The 19,093-nt window shown below is 61.9% G+C and carries 16 protein-coding genes and 1 pseudogene; 11 read left to right on the top strand and 6 right to left on the bottom strand.

Annotated elements, in window-relative coordinates; translation table 11 throughout:
• Positions 1 to 8: 8 nt before the first annotated feature.
• A complete protein-coding gene (locus tag AB4N48_RS20875; RefSeq protein ID WP_460094244.1) occupies positions 9 to 947 on the bottom strand; it encodes a LysR family transcriptional regulator in 939 nt (312 codons plus the stop codon).
• 216 nt (positions 948 to 1,163) lie between these two features.
• On the opposite strand from AB4N48_RS20875, the gene AB4N48_RS20870 reads away from it, so the two are divergent.
• Entirely contained in the window at positions 1,164 to 1,928 is a 765-nt protein-coding gene (locus AB4N48_RS20870; RefSeq protein ID WP_315435344.1) for a sulfite exporter TauE/SafE family protein, read from the top strand.
• Here the strand turns inward: AB4N48_RS20870 and AB4N48_RS20865 are convergent.
• A complete protein-coding gene (locus AB4N48_RS20865; RefSeq protein WP_130927351.1) occupies positions 1,918 to 2,232 on the bottom strand; it encodes a putative quinol monooxygenase in 315 nt (104 codons plus the stop codon). The genes AB4N48_RS20870 and AB4N48_RS20865 overlap by 11 nt on opposite strands.
• Positions 2,233 to 2,413: 181 nt before the next feature.
• Here AB4N48_RS20865 and AB4N48_RS20860 point away from each other — a divergent pair, with 181 nt between their 5' ends.
• The 7 genes from AB4N48_RS20860 to AB4N48_RS20830 all read left to right on the top strand — a co-directional run bounded on the left by AB4N48_RS20860 (position 2,414) and on the right by AB4N48_RS20830 (position 9,615).
• The gene (locus AB4N48_RS20860; protein WP_042608814.1) at positions 2,414 to 3,004 is read left to right on the top strand and encodes an NADPH:quinone oxidoreductase MdaB; all 591 of its coding nucleotides are present in this window, start codon (positions 2,414 to 2,416) and stop codon (positions 3,002 to 3,004) included.
• Between the two features lie 106 nt (positions 3,005 to 3,110).
• A complete protein-coding gene (locus tag AB4N48_RS20855; protein WP_252887289.1) occupies positions 3,111 to 4,022 on the top strand; it encodes a LysR family transcriptional regulator in 912 nt (303 codons plus the stop codon).
• 103 nt (positions 4,023 to 4,125) lie between these two features.
• Complete coding sequence (locus AB4N48_RS20850) at positions 4,126 to 5,019, top strand: NAD-dependent epimerase/dehydratase family protein (protein WP_252885290.1); 894 nt, start codon at positions 4,126 to 4,128, stop codon at positions 5,017 to 5,019.
• Between the two features lie 365 nt (positions 5,020 to 5,384).
• On the top strand, positions 5,385 to 6,734 hold the full coding sequence (locus AB4N48_RS20845; protein WP_460094243.1) for a GntP family permease: 1,350 nt from the start codon (positions 5,385 to 5,387) through the stop codon (positions 6,732 to 6,734).
• 16 nt (positions 6,735 to 6,750) lie between these two features.
• A complete protein-coding gene (locus AB4N48_RS20840) occupies positions 6,751 to 7,611 on the top strand; it encodes a MurR/RpiR family transcriptional regulator (protein WP_056782832.1) in 861 nt (286 codons plus the stop codon).
• Position 7,612: 1 nt separating this feature from the next.
• Complete coding sequence (locus AB4N48_RS20835) at positions 7,613 to 9,070, top strand: N-acyl-D-amino-acid deacylase family protein (RefSeq protein ID WP_095180332.1); 1,458 nt, start codon at positions 7,613 to 7,615, stop codon at positions 9,068 to 9,070.
• 176 nt (positions 9,071 to 9,246) lie between these two features.
• A complete protein-coding gene (locus AB4N48_RS20830; protein WP_016771789.1) occupies positions 9,247 to 9,615 on the top strand; it encodes a glyoxalase superfamily protein in 369 nt (122 codons plus the stop codon).
• 253 nt (positions 9,616 to 9,868) lie between these two features.
• On the opposite strand, the gene AB4N48_RS20825 is transcribed toward AB4N48_RS20830, so the two are convergent.
• Both AB4N48_RS20825 and gliR read right to left on the bottom strand, forming a co-directional pair.
• On the bottom strand, positions 9,869 to 10,234 hold the full coding sequence (locus AB4N48_RS20825; protein ID WP_095180333.1) for a DUF6124 family protein: 366 nt from the start codon (positions 10,232 to 10,234) through the stop codon (positions 9,869 to 9,871).
• 479 nt (positions 10,235 to 10,713) lie between these two features.
• The gene (gene gliR, locus AB4N48_RS20820) at positions 10,714 to 11,730 is read right to left on the bottom strand and encodes an AraC family transcriptional regulator GliR (RefSeq protein WP_460094242.1); all 1,017 of its coding nucleotides are present in this window, start codon (positions 11,728 to 11,730) and stop codon (positions 10,714 to 10,716) included.
• 188 nt (positions 11,731 to 11,918) lie between these two features.
• Between gliR and AB4N48_RS20815 the strand changes: the two genes are divergently transcribed.
• The 3 genes from AB4N48_RS20815 to AB4N48_RS20805 are packed head-to-tail and all read left to right on the top strand — an operon-like array spanning position 11,919 to position 16,662.
• The gene (locus AB4N48_RS20815) at positions 11,919 to 13,523 is read left to right on the top strand and encodes an FAD-binding oxidoreductase (protein ID WP_236169269.1); all 1,605 of its coding nucleotides are present in this window, start codon (positions 11,919 to 11,921) and stop codon (positions 13,521 to 13,523) included.
• Complete coding sequence (locus tag AB4N48_RS20810) at positions 13,520 to 15,115, top strand: glycerol-3-phosphate dehydrogenase/oxidase (RefSeq protein WP_460094241.1); 1,596 nt, start codon at positions 13,520 to 13,522, stop codon at positions 15,113 to 15,115. Before AB4N48_RS20815 ends, AB4N48_RS20810 begins: the two co-directional genes overlap by 4 nt.
• Positions 15,112 to 16,662: an FGGY-family carbohydrate kinase gene (locus tag AB4N48_RS20805; RefSeq protein WP_460094240.1), complete on the top strand. Its 1,551-nt coding sequence runs from the start codon at positions 15,112 to 15,114 to the stop codon at positions 16,660 to 16,662. The genes AB4N48_RS20810 and AB4N48_RS20805 overlap by 4 nt, the downstream gene beginning before the upstream one ends.
• Before the next feature lie 612 nt (positions 16,663 to 17,274).
• Here AB4N48_RS20805 and AB4N48_RS20800 read toward each other — a convergent pair.
• Both AB4N48_RS20800 and AB4N48_RS20795 read right to left on the bottom strand, forming a co-directional pair.
• Positions 17,275 to 17,979 (bottom strand): methyl-accepting chemotaxis protein, encoded by a 705-nt coding sequence (locus AB4N48_RS20800; RefSeq protein ID WP_370593651.1) that lies wholly within the window; start codon positions 17,977 to 17,979, stop codon positions 17,275 to 17,277.
• A 201-nt stretch (positions 17,980 to 18,180) separates the two neighbouring features.
• Positions 18,181 to 19,059, bottom strand: a pseudogene (locus tag AB4N48_RS20795) (methyl-accepting chemotaxis protein); the annotation flags it as partial.
• Positions 19,060 to 19,093 lie beyond the last annotated feature (34 nt).

Below are 19,093 nucleotides of genomic sequence, written 5' to 3'. Positions count from 1 at the left end.
GTCGCACCCTATAGCGGCCGGTCGTCGCTCAGTTGTCTGGGGTCGACATCGGAGTGCTCAGAAACGCGCGCAGCGGTGAGCGCTTGTAACAATGCGTTGGCATAACCCGGCAGCGCGGCGAAGTCTCTCGCGCAGAGCAATAACGTGCGGCGCGCCCACGGCTCATTCAGGGTCAAGCACTGGAACCGTTTGAGCGCCGTACGTTCGACAGCGGCCAACGGCACGATGGCCAGGCCGGCGCCATGGGCGACCATACGCATCGCGCCATCAAAGCCATCGGCGCGAATGCGCACCTGCATCCGTGCGCCGCTGTGCAGCGCCTGTTCTTCCAGATAAATCGCCAGTGCGCTGTCGGCGCTCAATCCGACAAAGTCGTGCTGCAACGCGTCGCTGAAACTGACCCCGGCGACGTCGGACAACGGGTGATCGAGCGGCAGAATCAGCACCAGCGGATCATCACGAAACGCCTGGGTCTGCAGGCCGTTGGTGTCGACCGCGTCGGAGACGATGCCCAGATCCGCTGCGCCTTCACGCAAGGCATGGGTAATTCGCGCACTGGGCAGTTCCTGTAGATCAATGTCGAGATTGGGATGGCTGCGCAAAAAGTCCGCGAGCACTTCTGGCAGGTACTCGGTGATCGCCGTGGTGTTGCATAACAGCCGCACCTGGCCTTTGACGCCATGCGCATAATCGGCCAGATCCTGCTGCATGCGTTCGGCCTGTTGCAAAAGAATGCGCGCATGGCGGGCGAGGGCTTTACCGGCCGGGGTCGGGGTGACGCCACGCCGACCACGTTCGAGGAATTCGGCGCCCAGCGAGGCTTCCATCGCGCGGATTCGGGCGCTGGCGGCGGCTAGGGACAAGTGGCTGCGGGCGGCGCCGGCGGTGATGTTGCCAGTGTCGAGAATGTGCAGGTAGAGGCGCAGGTCGGTGAGGTCGAAGTGCATGGGGTTTGCCTGTGGTTTCGCGGTGGCTGGGCTGGCCCTTTCGCGAGCAGGCTCGCTCCCACAGGGACTTATGTACAGCGCAGATCCCGTGTGGGAGCGAGCCTGCTCGCGAAGAGGTCAGATGCCTCAAAGCCGATGTCAGCCTCTTGCAAAGGAAGAGGCTGCCTAAGTATATGGCAGATTTTCCCCCAGCCCGGATCAGTGCACATTACCCCAATGCACACACTGACCGACTTCTACCAAACCCTCGGCCTGACCCTTTCTCTACTGGTCATCGCCACCTTCCTCCTCGCCGGCACGGTCAAAGGCGTGATCGGCCTCGGCCTGCCCACTGTCGCGATGGGCCTGCTCGGTCTGGCTATGGCGCCGGCGCAGGCAGCCGCGCTGTTGATCATTCCGGCGACCCTCACCAATTTCTGGCAACTGGCCTTCGGTGGTCACCTGAAAAGCTTGATCAAACGCCTCTGGCCCATGCTGCTGCTGATCTTCCTCGGCACCGGCATCGGCACCCTGTGGATCGGCATGGCCGGCGGCCATTGGGTGGTGCGCGGACTTGGCGCGGCGCTGCTGCTGTACGCATTGAGCGGACTGTTTCTGCCGACTTTGCACGTCAACCCGCGTCATGAACGCTGGCTCGGCCCGCTGTGTGGCCTGATCACCGGCGTCATCACCTCAGCCACCGGCGTCTTCGTGATTCCGGCGGTGCCGTACCTGCAAGCGCTGGGGCTGAGCCGCGATGAGCTGGTGCAGGCGCTCGGCCTGTCCTTCACCGTCTCGACCCTGGCGCTGGCCGCTGGGCTGCTCTGGCACGGCGCACTCGGCGGTAGCGAATTGAGCGCCTCGCTGCTGGCGCTGATCCCGGCCATGCTTGGCATGTGGCTCGGTCAGTGGCTGCGTCAGCGCATCAGTGCGGTGCTGTTCAAGCGGGTGTTCTTTATCGGACTGGGCGCGCTCGGCGCCCATTTGCTGATCAGCGGCTAGCCGACGATTCGCTGAGCATGTCGATCGCGCGGATATCGAAATCGCGCTCCAGATAGTCCATGCGCCTGGCGAAAAACGCTTTCATGTGCGGCAATGCCGAGTGCTCATCCAGATGCGCCTGGCTGGCCCAGATCTCGTAGAAGATAAACAGTGTCGGATCCTGCTGGTCGCGCAGCATGTGGTACTCGATGCAGCCCGGTTCGGCGCGGCTCGGCTCGACGTAAGCGCGGAACAGCGCTTCGAATTCGGCGGCTTTTTCCGGGCGGGTCTTGGCGTGCAGGATAAAACCCTGGCGTTCACTCATCACAACTTCCTCAAAAGCAGAAAGCGGCGATGCTACGGCAACAATTGGCGATCGATTCGTGCGTTTTGATCAAATGTATTTTGCGTCGATGTGGCTGTTTCCGCGCGAGATCGATGGTTAATCTGCGGCCATTCCAATTCTTGATTCAATCCAGCCTCAAAGGCTGCGCCGAGGTTTTCCGATGAAGAAAGTGCTGTTGCTCAATGGCGGTAAAAAATTCGCCCACTCCGATGGCCGCTATAACACCACCCTGCACGAAACCGCGCTGAGCGTGCTCGATCGCGGCGGTGTCGACGTCAAGACCACTTTCATTGATGAAGGCTACGACGTTGCCGAAGAAGTGGCGAAATTCCTCTGGGCCGACGTGATCATTTATCAGATGCCGGGCTGGTGGATGGGCGCGCCGTGGACGGTGAAAAAGTACATCGACGAAGTCTTCACCGAAGGCCACGGCAGCCTCTACGCCAGCGACGGTCGCACCCGTTCCGATGCTTCGCAGAAGTACGGCAGTGGCGGTCTGATTCAGGGCAAGCAATACATGCTGTCGCTGACCTGGAACGCACCGCAGCAAGCCTTCGATGATCCGACGGATTTCTTCGAAGCCAAAGGCGTGGACGCCGTGTACTTCCCGTTCCACAAGGCCAACGAGTTTCTGGGCATGACCGCGCTGCCGACCTTCCTCTGCGTCGACGTAATGAAGCGTCCGAATATCGAGAATGATGTGGTGCGCTATGAGCAGCATCTGACTGAGGTGTTTGGCCTCAAGGCTTGATGGGTTTCGGGCTACTATCCGGGTACAGCAAAAGATCGCGGCCTTTGGCAGCTCCTGCAGGGGGCATGGCGACGGGCTGCGATCGGCGATTCCAGCGAGGACACCCGTGAAAGCCAGATCCGATGAGTTGCAGATTTTCGTCTGCGTGATCGAGTGCGGTTCGATTTCCGCCGCCGCCGAGCAGGTCGGCCAGACGCCGTCGGCCGTCAGTCGCACGCTGTCGAAGCTCGAAGCCAAGCTCGACACCACGCTGATCAACCGCACCACGCGACGCATGGACCTGACCGAGGAGGGCAAGTATTTCTTCGAACAGGCCAAGCTGATTCTCGACCAGATGGATCAACTCGAAGAACGCCTGTCCTCGCGCCAGCAGACCCCATCCGGGCGCCTGCGCATCAACGCTGCCTCGCCGTTCATGCTCCACGCCATCGTTCCCTACATCGACGAATTCCGGCAGCTGTACCCGGACATCCTGCTCGAACTCAACAGCAATGACCTGATCATTGACCTGCTTGAACAAAGCACCGACGTCGCCATCCGCATCGGCACCCTCGCCGATTCGACGCTGCATGCGCGTTCGCTCGGTTGCAGCCCATTAATGATCGTCGCCAGCCCCGCCTATTTGAAAAAACACGGTGCGCCACGACAAGTGGCGGATTTGAGCGAACACACGTTGCTCGGCTTTACCCAGAACGAAGGCCTCAACCAGTGGCCGCTGCGCTATGTGCATGGCGACCGTTGGCCGATCACCCCGGCAATCAGCGCCTCCAGTGGTGAGACCGTGCGCCATTTGGCACTGGAAGGGCAGGGCATTGCCTGTCTGTCGCACTTCATGACCATCGACGACATCCGCGCCGGACGCCTGAAAGTCCTGCTCGGTGAATTCAACAGTGGCTATCGCCAGCCGATCAACGCCGTGTACTACCGCAACTCGCAACTGGCGTTGCGCATTCAGTGTTTCCTCGACTTTATCCAGGGCAAACTCGCCGCCTATGCCAGCGCCGAATTCAAAGGCTGATTCGTGATCCCTGCGCAAGAGTGAATTGGCCGAGGGCGGGTTTTTCGCCGGGTTTCATCGGCCGATACTCGCTGCATCACTTATTCACGCAGGGAGTTTCTCCATGAACGTATTCGTCACCGGCGCTGCCGGTTTTATCGGCGGTTCCATCGCCACCGGCCTGGTGCAGGCCGGGCACACAGTTACAGGTCTGGTGCGCAGCGCCGAGCAGGCTGATGAGCTGAAAGCATTGGGCATGAACGCGCTGATCGGCACCCTTGATGACAGCCAGTTGCTGGCGCAACAGGCGCGTGCCGCCGATGCGGTGATCAATGCTGCGAGCAGCGATCATCGCGGTGCGGTTGAAGCGTTGCTCGACGCTTTGCGCGGTTCTAATAAAGTCTTTCTGCACACCAGCGGTTCGAGCATCGTTGGCGATGCCTCCGGCGGCAAATCCAGCGATGTCATTTATTACGAAGACCACCTGCCGGAACCGACTGTCGATAAGGCCGATCGCGTAGCCATCGACAACCTGGTGCTCGCTGCGTCGAAGGATGGCGTGAACTCGGCGGTGATCTGCAACACCTTGATTTACGGCCACAGCCTGGGCGTCAAACGCGACAGCGTGCAATTGCCGCGACTGCTCAAGCAGGCGCGCAAAAGCGGCGTCGTTCGCCACGTCGGGACAGGGCAGAACATCTGGTCCAACGTGCACATCGAAGACGTCGTCGCCTTGTATCTGCTGGCGCTGACCAGGAATGTGCCGGGCACTTTCTACTTTGTCGAGAGCGGTGAAGCCTCGTTCATCGACATGACCACCGCCATGGCCGAAGCCCTCGATCTGGGCAAACCGCAAGACTGGCCATTGCCTGACGCCGAAGCCGAATGGGGCTACGAAATGGCCAACTACGGCCTCGGTTCCAACAGCCGCGTACGCGGCAAACACGCCCGGGAACTGCTGGGCTGGACGCCGAAGCGCACGTCGGTGGTTGAATGGATTCGTAACGAAATGGTGTGAGTCCAGCGCGCACCGAGTGAAGCCATTCGCGAGCAGGCTCGCTCCCACAGGTGACCGCGTTCTGCCTGGAAAAATGTAATTCCTGTGGGAGCTGGCTTGCCAGCGATAGCGGTGGATCAGTCGCCACCCATGTTGAACGTGGCGCCGTCATCGCTGGCAAGCCAGCTCCCACAGGGACTTTGTGGTGGCCAGGAAGCCATGAAAATCCCGCCCTCCGATTTTCATTAATCACGACACGCCATACCCATCAGCGACACACCTTGTCTCTCCACGAAAATTACTTTCATGCGGTTTGAAATCTCTATCTCGAAATGATTTATGAGTTTCACAACCCATTCGAACGTGACCCTTTCGAGGAGTACCGCATGACGCCTTCCTTCGGCTATTGGCTGCTGGTCTACGCCGCTGTGGCCATCATCGCGCTGATCGTGTTGATCGCCCGTTACCGGCTCAATCCGTTCATTGTCATCACCCTGATTTCCCTGGGCCTGGCGCTGGTGGCCGGGATGCCGCCGTCGGCTGTGGTCGGTGCGTATGAGGCCGGCGTCGGCAAGACGTTGGGGCATATTGCGCTGGTGGTGGCATTGGGGACGATGCTCGGCAAGATGATGGCCGAGTCCGGCGGCGCCGAGCAGATGGCGCGCACGCTGATCGACAGATTCGGTGAGAAGAACGCGCACTGGGCGATGGTCTGCATTGCGTTTCTGGTCGGTCTGCCGCTGTTCTTTGAAGTCGGTTTCGTCTTGCTGGTGCCAATCGCCTTCACCGTGGCGCGCCGGGTTGGCGTGTCGATTCTGATGGTCGGTTTGCCGATGGTTGCCGGGCTCTCGGTGGTGCATGCGCTGGTGCCGCCGCACCCGGCGGCGATGCTCGCGGTGCAGGCCTATCAGGCGTCGGTCGGGCAGACCTTGTTGTACGCGATCGCGATCGGCATTCCGACCGCGATCATCGCCGGCCCGCTGTACGCGAAATTCATCGTGCCGCGCATTCAATTGCCGGCGGACAACCCGCTGGAAAAGCAATTTCTCGACCGTGAACCGCGCGACAAACTGCCGGGTTTCGGCATTACGATGGCGACCATTCTGCTGCCGGTGGTGCTGATGTTGATCGGCGGCTGGGCCAATCTGATTTCCACCCCCGGCAGTGCGTTCAACCAGTTCCTGCTGTTCATCGGCAATTCGGTGATCGCGCTGTTGCTGGCGACTTTGCTGAGCTTCTGGACGCTGGGCATTGCTCAGGGTTTCAACCGCGAATCGATCCTCAAGTTCACCAACGAATGCCTCGCGCCCACCGCCAGCATCACCTTGCTGGTCGGCGCGGGTGGCGGCTTGAACCGGATTCTGGTGGATGCCGGCGTTACCGATCAGATCGTCGGCCTCGCTCACGAATTTCATCTGTCGCCGCTGATCATGGGCTGGTTGTTCGCTGCGCTGATGCGCGTTGCCACTGGCTCGGCCACCGTGGCGATGACCACCGCATCAGGCGTTGTCGCGCCGGTGGCCATCGGTCTGGGTTATCCACACCCTGAGCTTTTGGTGCTGGCGACCGGCGCGGGCTCGGTTATCTTTTCCCACGTCAACGACGGCGGCTTCTGGTTGATCAAGGAATACTTCAACATGACGGTCGCGCAGACGTTCAAGACCTGGACCGTGCTCGAGACGCTGATTTCGCTGGTCGCTTTCGCGCTGACCGTCGGCCTTTCCTACCTGCTGTAACCGGAGCCCGCCGCCCATGGACATCCTCTACCAGATCCGCGCCCGCCAGGATTCCTTCAGTGCCGGCGAGGGGCGCATTGCGCGGTTGATGCTCGACGATGTCGGCTTTGCCGCCAGCGCCAGCCTCGAAGACCTCGCACAACGCGCCGAGGTCAGCACCGCCACGCTGTCGCGCTTTGCCCGCACGGTCGGCTGCCGCGACTTGCGCGATCTGCGCCTGCAACTGGCCCAGGCCAGCGGCGTTGGCAGCCGTTTTCTCGACCCGGCAGGCACGCCCGAGCAGTCGGCGTTCTATGGGCAGATCGTCGGCGACATCGAAACCACCCTGCGCCAGCATCTGGCCGGATTTGACGAATCGCGGTTCGCCGACGCAGTGAAATTGCTCAGCCAGGCGCGGATGATTCACGCGTTCGGCATGGGCGGTTGCTCGACCCTGTGCAGCGATGAACTGCAGGTGCGTCTGGTGCGCCTCGGTTACCCGATTGCGGTGTGTCATGACGCGGTGATGATGCGCGTCACCGCCGCCAGTTTGAACGCCGAGCAAGTGCTGATTGCCTGCTCGCTGACCGGCATCACCCCGGAGCTTTTGGAAACCGTGGAGCTGGCGCGCAATTACGGCGCGCGCATTCTCGCCATCACTCGCGGCGATTCACCGTTGGCCGAACTGGCCGACGTCGTCCTGCCGCTGCAAGGCGCGGAAACCTCGTTCATCTACAAACCGACGGCGGCGCGCTACGGCATGCTGTTGGCCATCGACGTGCTCGCCACCGAATTGGCGCTGGCCAGCCCTGAAGACAATCAAGAACGTCTGCGGCGAATCAAACTCGCCCTCGACGAATACCGTGGCGGCGACGATCGCCTGCCGCTGGGAGACTGACATGCAGTACGACACCCTGATCCGCAACGCGCTGGTCATCGACGGCAGCAACACGCCGGGCTACCGCGCAGACGTGGCGATTCTCAATGGCCGCATCGAGCGCATCGGCGATCTGCCTGACGCCCGCGCCAGCGAAGAAATCGACGCCGCCGGCCGGGTGCTGGCGCCGGGTTTCATCGACGTGCACACCCACGACGACACGGTGGTCATTCGCCAACCCGAGATGCTGCCCAAGCTTAGCCAAGGCGTGACCACGGTGATTGTCGGCAACTGCGGCATCAGCGCTTCGCCGGTCACCTTGAAGGGCAATCCACCCGATCCGATGAACCTGCTCGGCAGCGCAGCGGCGTTCGTCTACCCGCGTTTCAGCGACTACCGCGCTGCCGTCGAAGCGGCCAACACCACGTTGAACGTTGCGGCACTGGTCGGCCACACCGCGCTGCGCAGCAATCACCTCGACGACTTGTTCCGCACTGCAACGCCCGACGAAATCACCGCCATGCGCGTGCAGTTGCGTGACAGCCTCGAGGCCGGCGCGTTGGGCTTATCCACAGGTCTGGCCTACGCCAGCGCCTTCAACGCGTCCACCGATGAAGTCATGCAACTGACCGAAGAACTGACGGCGTTCGGCGCGGTGTACACCACCCATCTGCGCAGCGAATTCGCCCCGGTGCTGGAGGCGATGGACGAAGCGTTTCAGATCGGCCGCCACGCGCAGTCACCGGTGATCATTTCCCACCTCAAATGCGCCGGCGTCGGTAACTGGGGGCGCAGTCCGCAATTGCTCGAAGCTCTGGAAGAGGCAGCGAAAACCCATCCGGTCGGCTGCGATTGCTATCCCTATGCGGCGAGTTCCTCGACCCTGGATTTGAAGCAAGTCACCGACGCCCACCGCATCACCATTACCTGGTCGACGCCGCATCCGGAAGTCAGCGGGCGCGACCTGATCGACATTGCTGGCGAATGGAAACTGTCGCTGGAAGAAACCGCGAAACGTCTGCAACCGGCGGGCGCGGTGTATTACGGCATGGACGAGGCCGATGTCAGAAGAATCCTCGCTCATCCGCTTTCGATGGTCGGCTCCGACGGACTGCCCGAAGACCCGTTCCCGCATCCGCGCCTGTGGGGCGCTTTCCCACGGGTGCTGGGCCACTTCAGTCGCGACGTCGGCCTGTTTCCGCTGCACACCGCCGTGCACAAAATGACCGGCCTGTCGGCGGCGCGTTTTGGCTTGCAGGAAAGAGGCGAGATTCGTGAAGGACATTGGGCGGATCTGGTGTTGTTTGATCCGCAAACCGTGCGTGACGTGGCCGATTTCAACGATCCGCAGCGGGCGGCGCAGGGGATTGACGGGGTTTGGGTCAACGGCGTGTTGAGTTATCGCGACGGGCAGGCGAATGGCAGCAGGGCAGGGCGGTTTCTGGCTCGCGAAGGTAATTTGCGCGAAGGATTTTATTGATGATGATGGCGCCAAAAGATCGCAGCCTTCGGCAGCTCCTACAGGAGATCGAAGGCTGCGATCTTTTGATCCATGTCTCATAGTGGCACTGTGCAATTAAAGAAAGCCATCCACAAGCCGATTTGCTGACATCCTCCCCGTCTACATTGTGGGGCCAATCAGTCAGGGAGCACCCCATGAGCTTCGGCAAAACCACCCCGATCCTGCGGATCTTCGATGAGGCCAAGGCTGTCGAGTTTTACGTCGATTTTCTCGGTTTCAAGATCGACTGGCAGCATCGCTTCGAAGCGAATTTTCCGCTGTATCTGCAGGTGTCGCGGGGCGAGTGTGTGCTGCATCTGTCCGAGCATCACGGCGATGCCTGCCCGGGTTCGGCGCTGCGTATCGAGACCGATGAGCTGGAGGCGTTTCAGCAGCAACTGATGGCCAAGGATTACAAGTTTTCCCATCCGCAGATTCAGGCGATGCCTTGGGGGAGTCAGGACATGACCATTGCCGATCCGTTTGGCAATCGGTTGGTGTTTACCAATGCGATCAGTCTTTGATCTGCATGCCTGAGATCAAAAGCCCCTCACCCTAGCCCTCCCCCGGAGGGGAGAGGGGACCGACCGAGTTGACCGTGCTTCAAACGTCTACCTGAACGACCGTGTCGAATATGGATTCACAGCGATCATTTCAGGTCGGCGTATTTCGTGAGCATCGCACGGTCGGCCCCCTCTCCCTCTGGGAGAGGGCTGGGGTGAGGGCAATCCCTGACACCCCACCAAAATCAGCCCACACCAAATCCCCCAAAAACCCTCAATCAGTCGGCACCAACCGATCCAGCACCCGATTCACCGCCATCTCCGCGACCATCACAATCTGCGCAATGCCCTGCAACGTCTTGCGCTGCGAGCCGTTCACCAGCCCCGCCTGATCGTTGAGCATCACCGTCGCCGACCCCAGGGTTTCGCAGGCATCGGCCAGCAGCGATTCGTTGTCGGCCTCGGGATTGGCCATGTACAGCGTGTTGGATTTGTAGGGCGGGGCCATGAACTCAGCGCTGGACGGGCCGAGGTAATGGTCGAGGGCGCGGTCGGCGGCTTCGTGGAATTTCTTCGAGTCGGCGGATTCGTAGGGGGATGCCGAGTCGGTGGGGGGCGGGTTTGGGGTTACTTTGAACATGAATGCTTGCCTCTTATGAAGCTGCATCCGTTTCGCCGCTAAGCAAAGGGAGGCAGCTGTGCGCAAGTTAGCGGACCGGTAAGCATTCAACCCGGTGCATCCGAAGATGCCATGCGCACAGCCACCATCGAGTGCAGGCGGGAGCCTGACCGGATTGGACTTGTACAACCGGAATGCTGTCCGAGCCGCTAAGCTCGATCACTGAGAAATCAGTGACCGAATCAAGTTAACGGCAGGCCCCAAGGCGCACAAGCCGGCGGATTCTGGCGCAGGCGTAGGCAGCGGCGCAAGGAATTGTGGGTGGTTTCGCTGAATGTCTGGCGGCTTTAAACAGTTGTGCCAAGACGCGTTTAATCGGTGTGGCAAATGACGCCTTCGCGAGCAGGCTCGCTCCCACAGGGGATCTGCGGTGAACTCGGAAATGCAGACAACCGAGAACTACTGTGGGAGCGAGCCTGCTCGCGAAGAGGCCATCTGCATCACCGCCGATTCCGCAGCCGAAACTCCCCCGGCGGCATCCCGCGCCAGCTCTTGAACGTGCGATGAAAAGAGCGCGGTTCGGTGAAGCCCAGATACTGCGCAATGTCCTGAATCGGCAACGTACTGTTGAGCAAATAATGCTCGGCCAGTTCCTGACGCAGCTCATCGAGAATCTGCTGATACGACGTCCCCGCGTGCTGCAATTGCCGCTGCAACGTGCGCACCGAGACGCTGAGCTGCTCCGCCACTTGCTCCTTGCGCGGCAAGCCCTCCTTGAGCAAACCGCGCAGGATGTTTTTCACCTGCTGCGCCAGCGACGCCTCTTCCAGCGTCGCCAGCAAACCCATCGCGTGTTCTTCCAGGGTTCGCAGCAATTGCGCATCGGCCTGGCGCAGCGGCAACTGCAAATAATCCAGCGGCACCACCAGCGCCGAACACGCCTGATCGAACCGCACCGGGCAACCAAAAAACGCCTCGTACTCGGCCTGCGTCACCGCATCCGGCCGCGCATGCTCCAGCCATACGCAGGCCGGCGACAGCTGCGTGTCGGCGATCCAGCGCGCATAGTGCAGCCACGAACCGAGCACGTTTTCCACCAGATGCCGACGAATTCGTGGCCGCTCGTAGCGGCAGGTCCAGATCAGATGCACGTGCTCGCCCTGCACCTCGGCGCGGCTGACGCCCATGTCGCCGACGAGTTTTTCGAACGGCATGATCCGGCTCATCGCATCGCCCAGCGTTGCGCAATTCATGGTGATGTAACCGAGTACGCTCCACGAATTGGGCAGGACGAAATTCGCCGCATGCAGCCCGAACAACCCATCGCCCGAGTGCTCGCAGAAATAATCCAGCAAGCGCTCGTGAACCTCGCCCGGCAGGCGCAAGGTGTTGTCGCTCAACTGCTGCGCCTGCAACCCGGCCGCCGCCAATGCAGGCTCGATGGCCATGCCCAACTGTTCGGCGTGACGCAGGTATTTGAGCAGCGGCGGAACGGAAGTGAAGCCGAGCGATGGCATGGTCGCGGTCCTTTGATCGACGGCGCGTGAGCGAATGAATGCCGCAAGGTAAGTGGATTGCCCGGCGAAAGTAAATGCCCGGACGTTTGGCGCCATTCGCTACAGGATCTGGCCGGATGCGACCGTGACAGATCTCCAGCGCTGACTAGTATGCAAGCTTGATCCAACGGCAGAAAAAGGACACACGCATGCGACGCTGGAACGGCTGGGGAGAGGCAGGCACGGTGGTCGAACTGCCGGCCCAAGGCGCGACGTTTCTCCATGAACGCTTGGGCGCTGGCCACGCGTTGCCCGATGCGACCCTGGCGGCGGCGTTGGCGCAAGTGCCGACCTCGCGTCTGGTGCCTCATCGCTTGTACAGCGTCGATACTCACGATCGCCTGCTGCACGCCCGCGGCCAGAGCCTGCCGGACTGGTTGGCATTACGCGAAGGTGCGCTGGGCACGTATCCCGATGCCGTGGCCTTTCCCGAAACCGCCGAGCAGATCCGCCAATTGCTGGCGCTCGCCCATGATCAGGATCTGTGCCTGATTCCCTATGGCGGCGGCACGTCGGTGGCCGGGCACATCAATCCGCCAAACTCCGCGCGCCCAGTGCTGACGGTGTCGCTGGCGCGGATGAATCGCCTGACCGACCTCGACGAACAGAGCCTGCTGGCGACATTCGGCCCCGGCGCCAGCGGGCCGCAAGTCGAAAGCCAATTGCGCGCGCGCGGCTACACGCTGGGGCATTTTCCGCAGTCGTGGGAGCTGTCGACGCTGGGCGGTTGGGTGGCCAGTCGTTCCAGTGGCCAGCAGTCGTTGCGCTACGGGCGGATCGAGCAATTGTTTGCCGGCGGCACCCTGGAAACCTTCGCCGGGCCTCTGCAGATTCCAACCTTTCCCGCGTCGGCGGCAGGTCCCGATCTGCGTGAAATGGTGCTCGGTTGCGAGGGCCGTTTCGGGATCATTTCCGAAGTCAAAGTGCGAGTCAGTGCGTTGCCGGCGGACGAGCGTTTCTACGGCGTGTTTCTGCCCGATTGGCCGCAGGCGCTGCAAGCGATCCGCCAATTGGCGCAGGCGCGCGTACCGCTGTCGATGCTGCGTCTGTCGAACGCGGTGGAAACCGAAACGCAACTGGCGCTGGCCGGCCATCCGCAACAGATCGCCTGGCTGGAAAAGTACCTCAAGCTGCGCGGCGCCGGCGACGGCAAATGCCTGCTGACCTTCGGCGTCACCGGCAATCGCCAGCAAAACGCACTGTCACTGAAACACGCGCGCCAGCATCTGAAAGCCTTCGGCGGCGTGTTCACCGGCACGCTGCTGGGCAAGAAGTGGGCGCAGAACCGTTTCCGCTTTCCCTACCTGCGCGAGAACCTGTGGAACGCCGGTTACGTGGTCGACACCCTCGAAACCGCCACCGACTGGAGCAACGTCGACCACTTGCTCAGCCTCATCGAAAACAGCCTGCGCGACGCCTTGGCCGCCGAGGGCGAACGGGTGCATGTCTTCACTCATCTCTCGCACGTCTACGGCGAGGGCTCAAGCATCTACACCACCTACGTATTTCGCCCGGCAGCCGACTATGCCGCGACGCTGGCGCGCTGGCGGATGCTCAAACACGCGGCCAGCCAGACCATCGTCGACAACCACGGCACCATCAGCCATCAGCATGGCGTCGGCAAGGATCACGCGCCCTATCTGCTGCGCGAAAAAGGCCCGCTGGCGATGCAGACGTTGCAGGCGCTGAGTGAACATTTCGACCCGGAAGGGCGCCTCAATCCCGGCACGTTATTGCCAGAGTCGCGGCCATGATGGCGAACTGGCACGCGCAATGGCGCGAGCAGATTCTGCCGACGCTGGCGGATGAAACCTGGGACCTGATCGTCATCGGCGGCGGCATCAGCGGCGCCGGGATCGTCCGCGAAGCGGCGCGCCGGGGCTGGCGTTGTCTGCTGCTGGAGCAGCGCGATTTTGCCTGGGGCACCTCCAGCCGATCGTCGAAAATGGTCCACGGCGGTTTGCGTTACATCGCCAAGGGCCAGTGGCGCCTGACCCGCGATTCGGTGCGCGAGCGCCAGCGTTTGCTTGATGAAGCGCCGGGGCTGGTCGAGCCGATGAGTTTCATGATGCCGCACTATCGCGGCGGCTTTCCCGGGCCGCGCGTCATGGGCGGCTTGCTCTCGGTGTACGACGCGCTGGCGGGGCGGCGCAACCATCGTTTTCATGACGCGCAGCAACTGCGTTTTCTCGCCCCGGGGGTGAAGGAAAACGGCCTGCTCGGCGGCAGCTGTTTTGTCGATGCCCTGACCGATGACGCGCGGCTGGTGATGCGCGTACTGCGCGAGGCCCGGGCCGATGGTGCGGTGATTATCAGTGGTGTGCGGGTCACGCAACTGCTGCGTGAAGGCGGGCGGGTGTGCGGGGTTCAGATCGAAGATGGCGAGGGCGGCGCGACGCTGCAATTGCGCTCCGCTGTGTTGGCCGTGGCCACAGGCGCGTGGGCTGAGCGCCTCCGTCCCGCTGACGCTGCGAAGCAATTGCGACCGTTGCGCGGCAGTCATCTGTTGCTGCCGGGCTGGCGTCTGCCAGTGGCGCAGGCATTCACTTTTCTGCATGCGCGCGATCGGCGCCCGGTGTTCGTGTTTCCGTGGGAAGGCGCGACGGTGGTCGGCACCACGGACCTCGATCACCGCGAGGACCTCGACCACAGCGCGCGCATTTCCAGCGACGAACTCGACTATCTGCTCGCCGCGTGCCAGCAGCAATTTCCCGGCGCCGAAATTGGTGTCGACGATGTGCTGTCGACCTGGTCAGGCGTGCGTCCGGTGGTCGGTAGCGCGACGGGTGCGCAGCAGGGCAAACCGTCCAACGAGACCCGCGAACATGTGCTGTGGCAGGAACCGGGTTGCGTGACTTTGGCCGGCGGCAAACTGACCACATTTCGCCCGCAAGCGATCGAAGTGCTCAAGGCGTGTGCGGTGATGCTCGGGCGTTCTTTTGTCGATGACGGCGCGCCGGTGTTCGCCGCTGTGCCGCCGCTGACGATTGCGGGACTGAGCGGCAATCAATGGCGACGCTTGGCCGGACGTCACGGTCGATACCTGCCGAGGCTGGCGCAATTGCTCGGCGAACTCGGTCTGGAAACGGTTGGCGCCACCGATACGTTGTGGGCAGAGCTGGCGTTCGCCTGCGAGGCGGAAATGATTCTGCACCTGGATGATTTGCTGCTGCGTCGCACCCGTTTGGGCCTGTTGCTGCCGCGCGGTGGTGAGGATTATCTGCCTGCAATTCGCACGCTCTGCCAGTCGCGATTGGCTTGGGACGATGAGCGCTGGCTAGCGGAAATTCAGCGTTATCGATTGTTGTGGCTGCGCGATCACGGCTTGCCGGAGATCACGCCATGAAATACCTGTTAGCGATCGACAACGGCACCCAGAGCGTGCGCGCATTGCTCTTCGATCTGCAGGGCAATCTGCTCGGCAAAGGCAAAGTTGACTTGCAGGCGTACTACTCGACGCAACCCGGTTGGGCCGAGCAGGATCCGGAATATTACTGGGCGAAACTCGGCGAGGCCTGCCAGCAACTCTGGCAGCAGACCGGCATCGACCGTGCGCAGATTGCCGGCGTGTCTCTGACCACCCAGCGCGGCACCGTGATCAATGTCGACGCCGAGGGCAAACCGCTGCGCCCGGCAATTGTCTGGCTCGATCAACGTCAGGCTGAGGTCGAGGGCAGCATCAAAGGGCCGTGGGGCTGGCTGTTCAAGCTGGTCGGCGCCCAAGCGACGGTGGATTATTTCCGCGCCCAGGCCGAGGCCAACTGGATCGCCCGGCATCAGCCCGAGGTGTGGGCGGCGACTGACAAGTTTTTGCTGCTCTCGGGTTTTCTCACCCATCGCTTGTGCGGGCGCTTCGTCGATTCGGTCGGCTGCTGCGTCGGCTATCTGCCCTTCGACTTCAAACGGCTGAAATGGGCGGCGCCGCGCGACTGGAAATGGCAGGCACTGGCGGTGCGCCCGGAGCAGTTGCCGACCCTGCACAAACCCGGCGAAACCCTCGGCTATATCAGCGGCGAAGCCGCCCGGCACACCGGCATTCCCGAAGGGCTGCCGCTGATCGCGGCGGGCGCGGACAAGGCCTGCGAAGTGATCGGCTCCGGCGTGGTCGATGCGCGCACCGTGTGCCTGTCCTACGGCACCACCGCGACCATCACCAGCACCCGCTCGCGCTACCTGGAAATCGTCCCGCTGATCCCGCCGTACCCCTCGGCCGTGCCCGATCAGTACAACTGCGAAGTGATGATCTATCGCGGCTACTGGATGGTCAGCTGGTTCAAGAACGAATTCGGCCTGCGCGAAATGCAGCAGGCGAAAGCCCAGGGCATCGAGCCGGAGCAACTGTTCGACGCGCTGGTCAACGAAGTGCCCCCAGGCTCGATGGGCCTGATGCTGCAACCCTACTGGTCACCGGGCATCCGCGAACCGGGCGTGGAAGCCAAAGGCGCGATGATCGGCTTCGGCGACGTACACACCCGCGCGCACATCTACCGGGCGATTCTCGAAGGCCTGGCCTACGCGCTGCGCCAGGGCATGGAGAACATCGAGCGACGCTCAAAGGTCTCGATCAAACGCCTGCGCGTCGCCGGCGGCGGCTCACAAAGCGACGCCGCCATGCAACTGACCGCCAACATCTTCGGCCTGCCGGCAGAGCGTCCGCATGTGTATGAAGCGTCCGGGTTGGGGGCGGCGATATGCTGCGCGGTGGGGTTGGGACTGCACAGGGATTTCCCATCGGCCATTGCGGCGATGACTCGGGTTGGAGCGGTCTTTAACCCACAACCCGAGGCGCAGAGGATCTATGAGCAGTTGTACAGAGAGGTGTATTTGCGGATGTACCGGCAGCTCAAACCGCTGTACCAAAGCATCCGCAAAATCACCGGGTATCCCGAATAGTCCTGACACCATAGACCCCTGTGGGAGCGAGCCTGCTCGCGAAGGCGCAGCGTCAAGCAATGTTGATTTGACTGACCCACCGCCATCGCGGGCAAGCCCGCTCCCACAGGAATTTTGCGGTGTGCTCAAAATCCAGCGACCCACACAAATCCAATATGGGAGCGAGCCTGCTCGCGAAGGCGCAGTGTCAGGCGACGTTGGTTTGACTGACCCACCGCCATCGCGGGCAAGCCCGCTCCCACAGGGATTTTCGGTGAGCTCAAAATCCTGTGAGTCACACAAATCCAAATGTGGGAGCGAGCCTGCTCGCGAAGGCGCAGTGTCAGGCAATGTTGATTGGATTGACCCACCGCCATCGCGGGCAAGCCCGCTCCCACAGGGGTATTGCGGTGTGCTCAAAATCCAGCGACCCACAGAAATCCAATGTGGGAGCGAGCCTGCTCGCGAAGGCGCAGCGTCAGGCAATGTTGATTTGACTGACCCACCGCCATCGCGGGCAAGCCCGCTCCCACAGGGGTATTGCGGTGTGCTCAAAATCCTGCGAGCCACACAAATCCAATGTGGGAGCGGGCTTGCCCGCGATTCGATTTCAGCTTCAGCGCAAAACCAAAATCAAACGCGGAAGTGGCTGACCATCTGCTGCAACTGACCACCCAACCGCGCCAGTTCAACACTCGACGCTGCCGTCTCATCACTCGCCGCTGCGGTCTGCTCGGACACGTCGCGCACGTTGATGATGCTGCGGCTGATCTCTTCGGCCACGGCGCTTTGCTGTTCGGCAGCGGCGGCGATCTGCTGGTTCATCGACTGGATGTTCGACACTGTACGGGTGATGTTTTCCAGCGAGGCGCCGGCCTTGCGCGTCAGGGCGACGCTGCTGTCGGTCAGCGCGCGGCTGTTGTTCATCACTGCCGAAACCTGCTGGGTGCCGTTCTGCAGACCGGCGACCAGACCTTCGATTTCCTCAGTCGACTTCTGCGTACGCTGAGCCAGACCGCGCACCTCATCGGCGACCACGGCAAACCCACGCCCGGCTTCACCGGCACGCGCTGCTTCGATCGCGGCGTTGAGTGCGAGCAGGTTGGTCTGTTCGGCGACAGCCTTGATCACGTCCATGACGCTACCAATCTTGTCGCTTTCCTGTTGCAGCACGCTCATCGCTTCGGTCGAACGCACCACTTCGCTGGCCAGACGCTCGATCTGCGCGATGGCCTCATTCACAACCTTGTCGCCTTCACGGGCCTCGCCGTCCGCAGCAGCGGCAGCTTGCGACGCTTCCTCGGCATTGCGCGCAACTTCCTGCACGGTGGCAGTCATTTCGTGCATGGCAGTGGCGACCTGATCGGTCTCGACTTTCTGGCTGTTCACACCGGCGCTGGTCTGCTCGGTCACGGCCGACAACTCTTCGGCGGCGCTGGCAATCTGGGTGACGCCGTCGCGGATGCCGCTGATCAAGTCGCGCAGGGTCACGCCCATGCGCGCAATGCCTTGCTGCAACACGCCGAGTTCGTCGCGACGGGTGACGGTGACGTTCTGGGTCAGGTCGCCGCTGGCGATGCGCTCGACCACGGCGAGGGTTTCCTGCAACGGACGGGTGATCTGACGGGTGATGATTACCGCCGCAATCACGCCAACCAGCAGCGCCAGCAACGTACTGATCAACTGGAAGGTGCGCGCCTGGGCACTTTCGGCGTCACGGCGATCAAGCTGGATCTGGTACAGCTGTTCGCTCAGGGCGACGATGGTGGTGCCCTGATCGGTCATTTCCTTACGCGCCTGCACGGCTTCGGTGTTGGCGTTCTTGTACGCCATCAACGCGCCGCGATAGCTGGTCAGCGCGGTTTCCAATTGGCGCAAGGCATCCTGCTGAGTCGCGGCAAATTGCGCATTCAGTGGCTTGAGGCTGGCGATGGCCGCGTCGATCTGGCCGACGGCTTTCTGCTCGGTCTCGGCGTTGCTGGTCGCGGTGTAACCACGCACTTCATAGCGCGCGAGGATGAACGCTTCCTTCGCTGCAGTAACCGCCTGGAACTGCTCGAAACGCTGATCGCTCAACTCCATCTGCTGCACGCGCTGGCTGATCGATTCGATCAGGTTGTACGCGCTCTGAGCGTTGACGCTCATGGTGTCGCGGGCGCTGTTGCCGGTGCGATAGGCGTTGCGCATTTTGTTCAGCGAGGTCTGGTATTCAGCGATGGTCGCCGCCTGCTGCTTGAGCAGTTTGACGTTCTCCGGACTCTTGAACTTGCTGATCAACGCCTGCTGCTGAGCGGCGAAGCTTTCCAGGGTGGTCTGCACATTCTGCGCGGCGGTTTCGTCGCCGTTGGTCAGCATGTATTGCAGGCGCACCACGCGCAGTTTGGTCAGGCCAGCGTTGAGCTGGGTAATGTCGCTCATCCAGTTGCTGCGGTCGATCAGGCCGCCGAGGCTG

The sequence above is a fragment of the Pseudomonas sp. S2_C11 genome (genome assembly GCF_054668395.1).
The sequence above is the reverse complement of the archived record's forward strand: the minus strand, read 5'-3'. Positions and strand labels throughout refer to the sequence as shown.

Bases quoted from the DNA above. Each gene is read 5' to 3' on its own strand.
- AB4N48_RS20825 (WP_095180333.1), bottom strand. From the start codon at position 10,234: ATGTTCAAAGTAACCCCAAACCCGCCCCCCACCGACTCGGCATCCCCC.
- AB4N48_RS20830 (WP_016771789.1), top strand. From the start codon at position 9,247: ATGAGCTTCGGCAAAACCACCCCGATCCTGCGGATCTTCGATGAGGCC.
- AB4N48_RS20835 (WP_095180332.1), top strand. From the start codon at position 7,613: ATGCAGTACGACACCCTGATCCGCAACGCGCTGGTCATCGACGGCAGC.
- AB4N48_RS20845 (WP_460094243.1), top strand. From the start codon at position 5,385: ATGACGCCTTCCTTCGGCTATTGGCTGCTGGTCTACGCCGCTGTGGCC.
- AB4N48_RS20870 (WP_315435344.1), top strand. From the start codon at position 1,164: ATGCACACACTGACCGACTTCTACCAAACCCTCGGCCTGACCCTTTCT.
- AB4N48_RS20805 (WP_460094240.1), top strand. From the start codon at position 15,112: ATGAAATACCTGTTAGCGATCGACAACGGCACCCAGAGCGTGCGCGCA.
- AB4N48_RS20865 (WP_130927351.1), bottom strand. From the start codon at position 2,232: ATGAGTGAACGCCAGGGTTTTATCCTGCACGCCAAGACCCGCCCGGAA.
- gliR (WP_460094242.1), bottom strand. From the start codon at position 11,730: ATGCCATCGCTCGGCTTCACTTCCGTTCCGCCGCTGCTCAAATACCTG.
- AB4N48_RS20800 (WP_370593651.1), bottom strand. From the start codon at position 17,979: ATGACTGCCACCGTGCAGGAAGTTGCGCGCAATGCCGAGGAAGCGTCG.
- AB4N48_RS20875 (WP_460094244.1), bottom strand. From the start codon at position 947: ATGCACTTCGACCTCACCGACCTGCGCCTCTACCTGCACATTCTCGAC.
- AB4N48_RS20860 (WP_042608814.1), top strand. From the start codon at position 2,414: ATGAAGAAAGTGCTGTTGCTCAATGGCGGTAAAAAATTCGCCCACTCC.
- AB4N48_RS20840 (WP_056782832.1), top strand. From the start codon at position 6,751: ATGGACATCCTCTACCAGATCCGCGCCCGCCAGGATTCCTTCAGTGCC.
- AB4N48_RS20850 (WP_252885290.1), top strand. From the start codon at position 4,126: ATGAACGTATTCGTCACCGGCGCTGCCGGTTTTATCGGCGGTTCCATC.
- AB4N48_RS20810 (WP_460094241.1), top strand. From the start codon at position 13,520: ATGATGGCGAACTGGCACGCGCAATGGCGCGAGCAGATTCTGCCGACG.
- AB4N48_RS20815 (WP_236169269.1), top strand. From the start codon at position 11,919: ATGCGACGCTGGAACGGCTGGGGAGAGGCAGGCACGGTGGTCGAACTG.